The sequence below is a fragment of the Flavobacterium flavipigmentatum genome, from assembly GCF_020911905.1.
Taxonomy (GTDB): domain Bacteria; phylum Bacteroidota; class Bacteroidia; order Flavobacteriales; family Flavobacteriaceae; genus Flavobacterium; species Flavobacterium flavipigmentatum.
Genome location: NZ_CP087133.1, coordinates 772629 through 785221 on the forward strand (window position 1 = coordinate 772629; position 12593 = coordinate 785221).

The 12593-nt window shown below is 31.5% G+C and carries 11 protein-coding genes, 1 tRNA gene and 1 pseudogene; 1 reads left to right on the top strand and 12 read right to left on the bottom strand.

What is annotated here, in order from left to right:
• Window positions 1-934: 934 nt before the first annotated feature.
• The 8 genes and pseudogenes from LNP22_RS03730 to LNP22_RS03765 form a co-directional block, all read right to left on the bottom strand.
• On the bottom strand, window positions 935-1510 hold the full coding sequence (locus LNP22_RS03730; protein ID WP_229975394.1) for a hypothetical protein: 576 nt from the start codon (window positions 1508-1510) through the stop codon (window positions 935-937).
• A 19-nt stretch (window positions 1511-1529) separates the two neighbouring features.
• Window positions 1530-2330, bottom strand: a pseudogene (locus LNP22_RS03735) (relaxase/mobilization nuclease domain-containing protein); the annotation flags it as partial.
• 15 nt (window positions 2331-2345) lie between these two features.
• On the bottom strand, window positions 2346-2549 hold the full coding sequence (locus tag LNP22_RS03740) for a hypothetical protein (protein WP_229975396.1): 204 nt from the start codon (window positions 2547-2549) through the stop codon (window positions 2346-2348).
• The gene (locus LNP22_RS03745) at window positions 2546-2926 is read right to left on the bottom strand and encodes a plasmid mobilization protein (RefSeq protein WP_229975397.1); all 381 of its coding nucleotides are present in this window, start codon (window positions 2924-2926) and stop codon (window positions 2546-2548) included. The genes LNP22_RS03740 and LNP22_RS03745 overlap by 4 nt, the downstream gene beginning before the upstream one ends.
• Window positions 2927-3048: 122 nt before the next feature.
• A complete protein-coding gene (locus LNP22_RS03750) occupies window positions 3049-3981 on the bottom strand; it encodes a toprim domain-containing protein (RefSeq protein WP_229975398.1) in 933 nt (310 codons plus the stop codon).
• Window positions 3982-4252: 271 nt separating this feature from the next.
• Window positions 4253-5485: a primase-helicase family protein gene (locus LNP22_RS03755; protein WP_229975399.1), complete on the bottom strand. Its 1233-nt coding sequence runs from the start codon at window positions 5483-5485 to the stop codon at window positions 4253-4255.
• 93 nt (window positions 5486-5578) lie between these two features.
• Window positions 5579-5914, bottom strand: coding sequence for a helix-turn-helix domain-containing protein (locus tag LNP22_RS03760; RefSeq protein ID WP_229975400.1), 336 nt, complete (start codon window positions 5912-5914; stop codon window positions 5579-5581).
• Window positions 5915-6092: 178 nt separating this feature from the next.
• Complete coding sequence (locus tag LNP22_RS03765) at window positions 6093-6914, bottom strand: hypothetical protein (RefSeq protein WP_229975401.1); 822 nt, start codon at window positions 6912-6914, stop codon at window positions 6093-6095.
• 355 nt (window positions 6915-7269) lie between these two features.
• Between LNP22_RS03765 and LNP22_RS03770 the strand changes: the two genes are divergently transcribed.
• The gene (locus tag LNP22_RS03770; RefSeq protein ID WP_229975402.1) at window positions 7270-8265 is read left to right on the top strand and encodes a phosphotransferase; all 996 of its coding nucleotides are present in this window, start codon (window positions 7270-7272) and stop codon (window positions 8263-8265) included.
• Between the two features lie 199 nt (window positions 8266-8464).
• Here LNP22_RS03770 and LNP22_RS03775 read toward each other — a convergent pair.
• From LNP22_RS03775 to LNP22_RS03790, 4 genes are all read right to left on the bottom strand, one after another.
• Window positions 8465-8538, bottom strand: a tRNA-Ile gene (locus tag LNP22_RS03775).
• Between the two features lie 144 nt (window positions 8539-8682).
• Window positions 8683-9087: a methylmalonyl-CoA epimerase gene (gene mce, locus LNP22_RS03780; protein ID WP_229976351.1), complete on the bottom strand. Its 405-nt coding sequence runs from the start codon at window positions 9085-9087 to the stop codon at window positions 8683-8685.
• 47 nt (window positions 9088-9134) lie between these two features.
• Window positions 9135-11498, bottom strand: a complete 2364-nt coding sequence (locus LNP22_RS03785; protein ID WP_229975403.1) for a hypothetical protein — start codon at window positions 11496-11498, stop codon at window positions 9135-9137.
• On the bottom strand, window positions 11458-12462 hold the full coding sequence (locus LNP22_RS03790) for a hypothetical protein (protein WP_229975404.1): 1005 nt from the start codon (window positions 12460-12462) through the stop codon (window positions 11458-11460). The genes LNP22_RS03785 and LNP22_RS03790 overlap by 41 nt, the downstream gene beginning before the upstream one ends.
• Between the last annotated feature and the right edge of the window lie 131 nt (window positions 12463-12593).

Below are 12593 nucleotides of genomic sequence, written 5' to 3' on the forward strand. Positions count from 1 at the left end.
CTGGAGTTAGCAGAATATATACTTTGTAAAATGTCCAATTAAGATTCAAAAATATTTGAATCCGAAACTCAGTAAATAGTTGCTTGAAAATCTTCATTTTTTTTGATAAATTAATATAAATTACATATGTCATAAAATCGCTATCCGCAGTCATAATTAAGTAGTCTTTATTTTATAAATTTGTTTTTTATTTTGCGAATATAAAGTTTTTTATTACAAAAAAAATATTTTTTTTATTTTTTTTGTAATAAAAATGAATAGATAGAGTTAAAAGCTTGAATAATGTATAAATGCATATTGTTTTATAAGTTAGAAGCTGGTTTTTAGCAATCTGTTAAATTTGATAATCTTCAATTTTATAGTTTAGGTCAGAAAGAATGTTTTGATCCGTTTCTTATTTATCAGGGACTAACCGAGGAAAAATAATGGCTGAAATGGACCAGAGCGAACCAAATTCCGGAGTAAAGTGGTTCTTCGTCAATTATGGTGAGAATATAAATAATAATTACACACATTTATTTTCAACAAATCTCTTTCCTTTTACAAAAGACACACCAATTTTAGCAAGTATATTATATACTTGGGCTTCTTTTTATTCTACTTCAAATGTTTTTTTTATCCAATCAGTAATTATAGTGCCAGTCCGTTTTTGAGCAGAATATACATAGTTTTCAGGTGATTGAAGTAGTATTGCTTTTTTAAGTTGATTAAGTTGGATTTTGCTTAGTGATGCTTTTCTCACCTCCCTATATCCGCAAGGCCTTCTATGCGTCTTTTTCAAAGCGATGTACCCAATTTGTTATTTGTTTAAAACTAATACCATGTAATTTCAGCTAATTTGCGACTAGAGTGAACAGATACTAAGCATAATGGATTTTTTATTTGCAAAAAAAATGCTGAGTTTACAGTTATTTAAACACTACCCCCAAAGAAATCATTTTACTCCACATTTTTCACTGTTATTACTTTCCACTGAATTTATATACGCTTTTTTCATAAGCTTTTTAGTTTCTTTATCATTATTAATATACATATACTCCCATGCTTTTTTTATCCTATCATTTTGAATTTGTCGCATTTCAATTTCTTTGTTATTGTCGCTATAATGTATTCCCCAGTTATAAAGATTAGTTAGAGCTACCATTATACCAAGCCATAAAAACCACCGGCCAAAAACAATTTTATAAAATAGTTTAGCATCCTGTTCTGGAAATAACAAAATTTGAAATTTCCTAATGATACTTTTCGGCTGCCTTCCGATCATAAATTTTATATCTAGGAAGCCTTTTTGCAGAATAGCCTCTATTGGTTTAACATCCAAAGGTTGTGAAACATTTTTTCCAGGTTTATGCTCCTTTATAGATACATCGATTTTATTCCCTATGTTATTTATGGCAATAATAAGCGCCTCAATATGCTGATTGTTTGTTTTCTGTTCCAGTGTAAATTCTTCCAGTACTAATTGTAATGTATCTTGTTCTATATGATCTTTGTTTGTATTTGTTTCCATACTACTATTTTTTTAAATATTATCTCCTTAATGCTGATTTCTTCTTTTTCTTTTGGGGAATTCTCTGTAATTCAGGATCAATATAATCCGGTTCATATTCGGAATTCATTAGCTGACCTGTAAACCCTATAATCTCTTTAACAACTTCCTCTCCTGTCCTACCTAAGTTATAGTTTTGCTTTTCTTCGTTTTGCTTTCCAGTATTGAAAGAATTAGATATTGACTGACTATCTCTGTCATGATTTTTTTCTTCACCAACATTTTTCCTGGCATACTGTTGGTTCTGATGTAATATCTTTTCAATTTTCATCAATGAAAAACCAACTTCGCTTCCTTTTATTTTTACTTTTTTATCATCTATAAAAGAAATTCCCCTGCCTTTGAGAACTTTATATCCTAAATTTTGCATTCGTTCTTCAAATGCTAGATAAGAACTGGCAGACTTTAATGTCAGCTCGATATCTGCTTTAAGTTTTTCTTTTCTACTATCATGACGAGGCAACAACCTGTCTTTAGGAGACAGGAATGCTCTTGGACTTAATACCTCCTGAAGACCGTATTTTTTTTCAAGACGACGACAAAGTTCAGCCATGCGTTTATAGCTATTGCTATCCTTTGCAACCTTGCCATTAAAGCCTACACGATTGGCTGCAATATGAATATGCTGTTCTTTGGTATCCTTATGTAGTACGCAGATGTATTGGTTGTCTGCTATACCGAACTCCTTAGCGCATTCCCTGCCAACTTCTCTAAATTGTTCTTTAGTCAATGTATCTTCAGGGGCTAAACGAAGGGTCAGATGCAACATTGGTTTTTCAACACGCCTGCTTAATTTTCAAACATCCTTAAACTGCCCAGTAAGCTCATATTTGTTGCCAAAGCATTTATTATATTCTAATACTTCTGCACGACCTTTATGTTGCAAATGGTCTTGCATTGCAAGTACCAATTTTCTCTCTTCAGACAATTCTTTTTTATCTTCCAAACAGTAGCTAATACAATGGTAAAAAGAGCCACCTATGCTTATATGACCTATCATGACATAAAGTTTTTAATTTGAACAGCTAGATCTTTAACCTGCCCGGTCTGCACTTTTAATTCTGCCCGTTCAAGCGGGGTTAATTCATCATTGCTATTTCTCTTTTTGGCTATCTGATTCAGGTTGGCTGCCAAATGGTTGAGCAATCCAGTAAAGCTTAGTATTTCCTTTGGAAGAGCTTTATTTCTATAATCAATTTTGGCAGTTAAACCTATTTCACGAAGGTATTCTGAAACAGTAAGATTCGATTTTTTAGCTTTGGCTTCAATTATTTTACGCTCATAGAGTGTACATTTAATTGCCAGCAATTGGTCTCTCTTTATTACCTTTTTTGGTCTACCGCCTCTATATTTTTTATTTTCATTTTGTTCTTCCATAATCTTTCATCATTTATTTTTTGAATGCGATAGCATGAAAAAAATCCCCTCAACGAATGCGGTAGCATGAGGTGAGCCAGCGTTTTGGTTTTACCAAAACATAGCTGGCTACCACTCGAACGTCATATAGATCGCCTAAAACCATGACCTCGCTTAACTTGCTGCTCCTGGTTTAACCATTCGTTTAAATCTTTCTTTTGTTGGTATAAAAAACTTTGGTCGGTATATTTTGTAGAATCTCTTTGTAGGGCTTCGTTAGTAAATTTCAAACCTGCTGTATCCCTGTCTAAATAGAGATCGACTCTCTCGTGTTTTTCCATTAACTGTAGCGACTTATTAAAAAAAGACAGGGAATTAAGTATCAGGAAATTGGTTTGTAGGTTAACCAATTTTTGATTCATCATTTTATAAGAGAGGTAGTCAAAAAAGCCTTCAAAAACGACTACTGATTTTGCTTGGCTATCTATGAAAGTAATATCTTTTGGTGAGCTGCTACCTTTAAAATTTTCATTACGCAATTCATATCCTCCTGAAATATTTTGAAATCCAATAACAGTATACTTTCGATTATTTAAACAAAAATCAACCTCTTTACAATGTTGCCTTGCAATCTCTTGTGAAATGCTTCGCTTATCTAAATAAGCCATCAATAACTTATTTTCCAATATGCGTACATCAACAATGACAATTTTATCAAGGGAATTATCTTTCTTTTCATTTGCAATTTTTAGATTTGAAAACTGTTGATTGTCATTTTTAATTGATAAACTTATACCCGAAGAAATACTTTTACCATTTAAAAGTTGTAAAAATTTCGAAACAGTGCATCTAAAATATTCAATCCCGAAATCAATTACATTCCCTCCTTTACCTGTGCCATGATCATACCATAAATTTAATTTCTGATTCACTTTAAAAGAGGGTGTGTTTTCATTTCTAAGTGGTGATAGATACCAATAATCCTGATATTTTATTTTTGATGGCTCATGCCCTAATGTTTCCTGATAATTGACCAAATCAATTTGATTTGCAATTTTACAATTGAACTTTTCCATAATTGTTTTTTTTTAATAAATCTTCTATTTGATTTGGTTAAAATCTGTTCATTTGCTAATGAAAAAAAGAATTATAACTTTTGTTTTTTTTGATGTTTTGATGCAAATACAACCTAACTAATTGATTAGATAAATATTACACTGCATCAATAGCTGCATCAGTGCATCACTTTATTTTTGTCCTGCATCAGTTTTGCATCAAAAAAGATTGTTTTTTAGTTTGATGCAAGCTTTGATGCAGATCTGTTTAGCTCAATTACAAGACTTTATGCTAATTTTGCATCAAAGCATCAAATATTTTATAAAACAAAATCTTTTTGATGGTATAAAAACGCCCTCTTCGATCTACTTTTACGTACTCACAATACGACAATAATTCAACTCCACAATAAGACTTCGTATTGTCTTCAGGTGTAAAACCCCATCGTTTGAGAATATTTCTTATTTCATTAGCAGAAATATTTATTCTGTTATTTTGCTTCCTTAGTAGAATAAAAATATCATTAGGAGCTAATTTCAACTCATCCTCTTCCATTTTCTCAAAACATTCATGTATCAACTCAAGAATAAGTATTTCCTCTTTATTTCGATTAACAAGCTTTAACAAGGAAGCGGTCATAATCTGTTCGGGTTTAAACCACATTCTGGTTTTTTGCTCGGAAAAATAATTTCTCATTTGCATGTACTTTAAGAAATACGGAATTTCTTTGTTCAGTTTTTCAAGAAAGAATACATCTTCTGTATTTATAGTACGAATTTTACGAATCCAAAAACGGATTTCTTCTTCATCTATTTGAATAAAATTATCTTCATTATTAGAACAAAGAATAAATTTTGCAAAGAATTCAATTTCTTGTCGATCCTTTCCTTTTGCTTCTATTTTATCTTTGTCCGTCGTAGAAAGGTACTTTAAACGTTCTGTAATTTCTTTTTTATCAAAAAAGACTTCATCAATCGCCACAAGTAACATACTAGCCCAATCAGAATTAAACTGCGAACCAAATGAATCGCCTTTTATGTAAGTCATATTCATTCCGAAAATTGCTTTCAACCACTTTACAAAAGAGCTTTTTCCTGTCGATCGTTCTTTGCTTACCAAGCAAAGAATTGGCAATGTTTGCGTAGGTTTTTCATATAAAAGTTTTATGTAGTCTAAGCCTAATTGTGCTTGATCCCCAAAAATATGTTGAATAAATTGCAATGAATTCGGAATCATTTTTTCGAGTTCATGAATTAGAAAATCCTCAACAATCGGTTGATTGGGGAGTTCATGATAGGTATTATAGAAATCATCTACAATTTGCTTGTAACCAAAATGATTAGGAATACAGCAAAATCCATCTAATTTAGATATGTCGTTTAAAAACGATTTTCCGTGATCTGAAATGATTGTTTCACGATTCCACCGAACCATTACTTTTACTTTATCGCCAGATATTAAAGGTTTATCAATAATTTTGAAATAGGAAGTTCCTACTCTGATATAAGGAATATCTAAGTCCATAAGATTCAAATTACAATCCTTACAATCTTGCTATAAGAATTTGATTAAAAAATAAAGGCTTTTTATGCGTTCATTTTGCGGAAGTTGAACGTCTTATTTTTTCCACAAAGCAGCATTTGTGTTCTCAAGGTCTTCAGTAGTACTAATGATCTCTCCGTTTAAATAATCAAGAAGATCCGCTTTTCTAAAATAGATTTTCTTTTGACCTTTTTTCTTGGAATCCCTAATCTTTCGTTGGTGGGTGAGCTGATAAATGTATTTGACCTCTATAGATAAAAACTCGGCAGCTTCTTCAGAGGAATAAACATCTTTACTATTTAAAGATAGTTTCATTAATGCCTTTTTAATAAACGCATCTTGTTTCTTTACTAGTTCCATTACGATCAATTCCAATCGATCAATTTTGGAAGTAAAATTACTTGCATCCATGTTTCTAATTTTTAAATTATGAAACAAGTTTACGGAGGTTTGGTTATGTAAAAAATCGTGTGAAAACAATTTACATATTTAAAATAACTAATAATAATAAATTCTCAAACAGAACAAATCACTTTAGCTTATTTTATCTTTAAAAAACATATTTGAGTAATCAAATTTTACATAGCGATCAAGGCAATTTTTCAAAAAATCTTGTAAAATCGTTAATGTGTAAAATTTTATCTCCATCATTTATTGTAATATACTTATTCAAAAAATCAATGATTTTGGTGTTTGTTTTATCTTTAATCTGAGAATTCCAATTTTTTTGAATATTGAAAAGTGATGTCAATATTTCAATTATGTTCTGTTTGGAATTTCTTTTATTATCTATTTTTATTGAAATTGATCCTTCTTTAATTTCCATTCCATTGCATAACTTATAAAGATTTTTAATTGAAGAACTATCTCGAAAGATATTAATATACTTCTCTATTACCAGATCAAACTCTCTTTGATGAATCTGTTTAATGATATCTCCATTGGTTAGATTTACGGCATCTTTAAAATTTACCCCATTCTGATTTATTGATCCAATTACATTACTTTCTTCAAAAACAACTTCTCTTTGTTTAAATATTTCCTTAGGGTTTTCAAAACAATCTTTTACTATTTTAAAAATACTCCTAGGTGTTTTTACTTCAAACATATAAAACAACAGAAACTGGGTAAAAACAAGCAAAAAGAGATTCATTAAGATTTTGTAGTTATCCGAAATCTTCAAAACTTCTTTACCGAGAGCGGTTCCTATAAAAAATGATAAAAAGCAAATTACAACCAAGATCAATAACCTGCTCTTATTTGTTCCTAGATAATACCTAAATTTCTCTTCAAAATATAAATTCACAAATAGAGGTTTAACTATGAAAAAAAGTCTAAAAAGCAGATATACAGGAACAACAATTTTCGCAAAAATTACAACAAATAACAAGATGTAAAGATAAATGGTCATATTGCAATCAATTAAGTTACATAAAAGTAAATAAAACTAAGGATCAAGACGTATTGTTGTGGGAAAATATTAAAATAGATACTCAAGAAAAATAAGTCAAAAAAAAACTCCTTAAGAAATTAAGGAGTTTTTTGGTGGAGTGTCAGGAATTAGAGTCTAACATCTTGTGCCTTTGTTAAGTTTTTTTGAGGGTTTAAAATAGATTTTAATTTTTGAAGAAAAGTAGTTATTTTAATAGAGATATCAAAAGTGACAGTGTCACTTTGGTATCATCTAAGTATTCAGTGTCGATTTCTTTTCTGAATAAAGTATTATACATTTGTGTTCTTCAAAAAAAATATAAGAGTATATAAAAATGACACAAGAATTTCAAGTTATAAACAGTACCCTTTCTGCAAATAAACTCTGTGATCTTATACGATATAAATACGATCTTAGTGAAAATGCAGATTGCAAGCTTTTCAGAGCAGCAATGAACCATCTCTATATTGTCACAGATGGTGTAAAAAAGTATGTTTTTAGAGTGTATACACATGATTGGAGAACTAAATTGGAAATAGATGAAGAATTAAGATTTTTATTGCATTTAAAAAATAGTAATACTCCGGTAGCGTATCCAATTACAGATACATCGGATGAATTAATTCAGGAGTTTGACTTCCCTGAAGGAAAAAGGTATGGAGTTTTATTTTCGTACGCGAAGGGTTTAAAAACAGCAAAATTTACTGCGGATACAAGCTTCTATATAGGCAAAGAATTAGCTAAAGTTCATCAAGCAGCGGAAAATTTCACTTTAAACAGGATAAATTATAATATACAAACTTTACTAGACGAGTCTCTGATAAGGACAAAGCTCTTTTTTAAGGGTACATCTGATGAAGTTCAATTTTTAGAAAGTTTGTCAAACTTCCTTAAAACTAAATTTAATAATTTGAATGAAAAACAAATAAGATCCGGAGCCGTCCATCTTGATGTTTGGTTTGACAACATGCACATTGATAAAGAGAAGGAAGTAACTTTTTTTGATTTTGACTTTTGTGGTAATGGCTGGTTATGTCTTGATATTTCGTATTTCTTACATCAACTTTTTTTGACTAACCTTAATGAAAATGACTATTCAGTTAAGGCTGAGAACTTCTTAAAAGGTTATGAAAGCGAAACTAAAATATCAGAAGAAGAAAAAAAGTTATTGCCTTATGCCTGCCTTGCTATTATGATTTACTACATAAGTGTTCAATGTGATAGATTTGAATATTGGACAAATATATTCCTGAATGAGGATCATCTAAAAAGGTTTGTAGGTAATCTTAAACGTTGGATAACTTACAATGAAATTAAACTAAAGTATTAAAAAATTAACATCTAACTTATAAAACAAAATCATTAGCTATATGAACTGAAAATCAGTAACAGGTTATTTATGATCTATATCTGATGATTATTAATTAATTAATTAATTAATTAATTACAAAACATCTGACGTTCGTCAAATGCTCGTCATAAGAAAACAAAAAAGCCTTTACATAACTGTAAAGACTTGATTTTATTAGTGGTCCCACCTGGGCTCGAACCAGGGACCACCTGATTATGAGTCAGGTGCTCTAACCAGCTGAGCTATAGGACCGGTTTGAGGGTGCAATATTACCACTATTTTTTATTCGTTCCAAATATTTTAAGAGATGATTTTTATTTAATTGAAATATGAGCTCAAATCTGACAAAAAAATATTGACAATCAATAATTTAAAAAAAACAGCAATTTTCAGAAACTATGATTTAATTTCTTGGCAGAGCTCTATCAGCACACCGTTTGTTGCTTTTGGATGCAAAAAAGCTACCAATTTGTTGTCTGCTCCTTTTTTCGGAACCTCATTTATAAGAACAAAACCTTCGTTTTTCAAACGCTCGATTTCGACTACTATATCATCCACATCAAAAGCGATATGATGAATTCCTTCTCCTTTTTTTTCCAGAAACTTCGCAATAGGACTTTCTGGATGTGTTGCCATCAAAAGTTCGATTTTGTTTGTCCCCGTCTGAAAAAAAGAAGTCACTACACCTTCAGACGCCACTTCCTCTGATTTATAAGCAGGAACTCCCAATAGTTTTTCGAACAAAATATTCGAATCTTCGATATTTTTTACTGCGATTCCGATATGTTCAATTTTATTCATCATAACATTTTACATTTTAGCTTTAAAAGCAATATGACTCTTGTAAATTATTGATTCACGTAAGTGTTAAAATAACCGCACTCTGCAATTACATCCTGATAATATCTTGTATCCGAATAATCGTTTTTTAAGGTCTTAAATGCATCAAAAGCAATAAAATTGATCTTATCATCTTCTACATCCCACCAATTATTTACGCTATTGTATTTTTGGTTGTAATAGTCGTTACGCTCACATTTTGCGATAAAATAGATACATTTTGCCTTCTGCTCTTTTGTGGTAGCGGCTTCCAAAGCTTTTTTGTAATACATTTTGGAAACACTGCAATTGGTAATCATTTTTTTCATCGAATCTCTGAAAGAATAAGGACTCGAACCGTATCCTACAATATTGGTTTCGTAAAAAATTCTACCATTACCAAAATGAGTAATATTATAAAAAGCATTTCCCAACAAGATATTATTGGTAAAAAGATCTTCTTTTTGAGCCACTTTGTCCTGCATGGTTTTTACAGTGGTCAGAAAATCGATAATTGTATATTTCTTTTTCTGAGGCGCAACATGATCACAATCGTGACAATCTTTTATACTTCCGTTGAAAGGATTGCCTAAAAAAACAGCATACTGAATCGAATCTGTCTGTTTAATAAACTCAATTGCTTCCGGAACTTTATTATTAAAAGTTGCCTGAACCGCCTGAAAACTATTGATGTCTTTTAATTTATAACTGTAAATATCGGCGCCAACTTTTTCTATTTCGGTTTTATTTGGCTTAGCCAAAAAAGCTTTCATGTCTAACAGATTTTTTTCATTGTCATAAAATGAATTTCCACTATTCCAATAATACCCTCTGGATTCGCCAAATAATTCGGCCATAACGGGATTTTGCTGCTCTCTGTAGAGACTGGCCAGATAAGCTTTGCTCCATGCAGCCGCATTTTGATATCTAAAATCATCTCCTTTGTACGTTTTTGGAAGTTCAAGGTACAACCAGTTCAAATCGGCCAAAACGGTTTTTTCGTTTTTAGAAGTCAGCTTGTCTATTTTACTCAAATTATTCACAAATCGAAGCAATCGCAATTGGTAAGTAGCCAATTGTGTCTTTGGCATTGTTTTTTCGGCTTTGCTAAAATTCGTATCTGCTTTGTCATAATCACCTTTTAGCGTTTGCAAATACCCCAGCGCAACATCCCACATATAGGGTTTCTGTGTATTTCCTGCTGCCGCAATTGCAGCCACCAAATCAATTTCGCTTTTGTCAATTTTAGCTCGGTTTTCTGTTTTGTTTTCGGTTACCGTTTGATTTCGGGCGGGTGTATTAGTATCGTTATTTTTTGATTCTGTAAACGAATTATTAATAAGCTGCTCCTGACGGTTTATCAATCGGGTCAGCAAATAATTGAGATGTTCGCTTTTTGGATCTAATTGGTAAATTTTTTCTACCGCCTGTTTTTCGTCTTTATAATAACCATGAACAGCCCAAAGTGCGGCTTTTTCTTTATTATTTTTGGCCATAACCAACGATTGATTCCAGTCTTTTTCGCTTTTCGGGCTAAAACTATACGCCGTAACTACACGCATTTCGGGACATTTATCAAATACCTGAGCATACAAATAATTAGAAGTGGCATATTTTTTTGCTTTATAATACACACCCGCCACATACGCCAACGCTCTGTAATACAACTGATTTTTTGCCACCGATTTTTCGGTTTTATTAAAAAAGTCAATTGCTTTTTGCTTGTTACTACTATAAAAATAGCCTTTCATGGTAAGAAACCAATATCTGTTTTTCAGGAATGAATCTGCCGTTGTATTGTAGACATTTTCTATCGACTGTATCATTTTTAAATCATCGAAAGTTTTGGCCACAACCGGCTCGTAACTCCAATTTTCTTCGACTACCGAAACCGTTTCTATTTTTTGAGCCAAATACAAAAATTCGATAAAACTTTTAATTTTTGGATCTTTCAAACTAATTTTTTTACCCCATTTTAGCGATGGTTTATTTTCCTTTTTATTTTTATAATAAACATGAAGCTGTGCAACATCTGTAAAGTTTGTTGCTTCGTTATTTTCGCCGGAATTGTAATTATTGTTCACCTCGCCAATCATAAAATAACTAACAGTTGCGGCATCTACTTTTCCTTTTAAGTAATCGCTCCACTCTTTTATAATCTGCTCATTAAATCTGGAATTGTGTTGGGTGTCAGACCCTATTCTATAAAAAACATCACTAGACAAAAACAAAGGTGCATACGACTTATCTGCAAAAGTTTCAGGTGTGAAATTAGAATTATAACTAAAATAATCATAGTCATCGCCGCCGCCGCAAGCATAAATTATAGCATAACAAAAAAGCAGGACACCACTAGAAACAAGAAACAACTTGTTTAAAAATATTCTTTTCATAGTTTTTTAAATTGAATTCGTCTAAATCGTAAAAAATAATTTCGTTTGGTTTTTTAGCCGTATTTTCCTCTAAATCTTCGGCTATTTCGATTAACTCTTTGGAGGAAGTAGCTTCGATTTTTATCTGATCCCCTTCTTCATAAAATATCCCTTTTTTGTAATTGGAATGTTTTACTGAAAAAATAGTGCCCGAAATGGATTCAAAATTAATATCTTTTTTTAATTCTTGCGCAGTAACTTTTGAGCGCAAACCTATCACGCGCCCACCGCGTATGTGAACTCCCCAAGAATAAATAGGCAAAGCAAAATCAAGATGCAACGGGTATTTTTTGAGGCTTTCGAGATAACGCTCGGCTACTTTCTGGCTGTAAATCGAGTTGAGCGTATCCGCAGCGATCGAACCCATGTTATAATACATAAGCACACCAGAATCAACATTTGGAATCTTTGTCTTTTTGAAATACTTCACCTGGTGCAAACGAATGGTCGCCGAAAGTTTTTTGTTCGAAAGCTTTTTAAAACGCTCGATAAATTTCAAATAATTGTTTTTGCTCACCAATGTCCAGTCGCAGTCTATTTGAATTTCTTTACAGCTAATTTTATTTTTTGCATTAATTTCATTTACCAATTTTAAGGTTTTTTGCGCCAAATCATCAATATCCAGAGCAGATTCGAGCATTACTTTGTTTTTGATAAAAACCACAGGAACGATTTCAAAAGCATCAATACTTTCTAGAAAATGAATAGGACTTATTGGTATTGGACTTTTATTTTCAGGATGCAAACCCACATCAAAATAGCGAATGTAGAGTTTGCTCACATTATTTTCTTTCAGAGTTTGCTTTTGTGTTTCAGACAGTTTGAAGATGGTTTTCCAGTAGTAAAAAGAAATTACAGGCTCATTGTTTTTACCACAAGAAATCAATAAAGAGACCATAAAACCTAACAAAATATTCTTCTTCAAAACCAAAAAAATTAAATGCGAAACCAAATGTAAGAAATTATAGTACGGCACAGGTTTTAAATTTTAAAAAAAACAACGCCATGAAAAGCTTTAAAACCTAATAAAACGATAAAAAATTTCGATAGAAGCAA

Coding starts and splice junctions, on each gene's coding strand:
- LNP22_RS03740 (WP_229975396.1), bottom strand. CDS start 2,549: ATGATAGGTCATATAAGCATAGGTGGCTCTTTTTACCATTGTATTAGC.
- LNP22_RS03770 (WP_229975402.1), top strand. CDS start 7,270: ATGACACAAGAATTTCAAGTTATAAACAGTACCCTTTCTGCAAATAAA.
- LNP22_RS03760 (WP_229975400.1), bottom strand. CDS start 5,914: ATGGATGCAAGTAATTTTACTTCCAAAATTGATCGATTGGAATTGATC.
- LNP22_RS03745 (WP_229975397.1), bottom strand. CDS start 2,926: ATGGAAGAACAAAATGAAAATAAAAAATATAGAGGCGGTAGACCAAAA.
- LNP22_RS03765 (WP_229975401.1), bottom strand. CDS start 6,914: ATGACCATTTATCTTTACATCTTGTTATTTGTTGTAATTTTTGCGAAA.
- LNP22_RS03755 (WP_229975399.1), bottom strand. CDS start 5,485: ATGGACTTAGATATTCCTTATATCAGAGTAGGAACTTCCTATTTCAAA.
- LNP22_RS03785 (WP_229975403.1), bottom strand. CDS start 11,498: ATGAAAAGAATATTTTTAAACAAGTTGTTTCTTGTTTCTAGTGGTGTC.
- LNP22_RS03750 (WP_229975398.1), bottom strand. CDS start 3,981: ATGGAAAAGTTCAATTGTAAAATTGCAAATCAAATTGATTTGGTCAAT.
- LNP22_RS03730 (WP_229975394.1), bottom strand. CDS start 1,510: ATGGAAACAAATACAAACAAAGATCATATAGAACAAGATACATTACAA.
- mce (WP_229976351.1), bottom strand. CDS start 9,087: ATGAATAAAATTGAACATATCGGAATCGCAGTAAAAAATATCGAAGAT.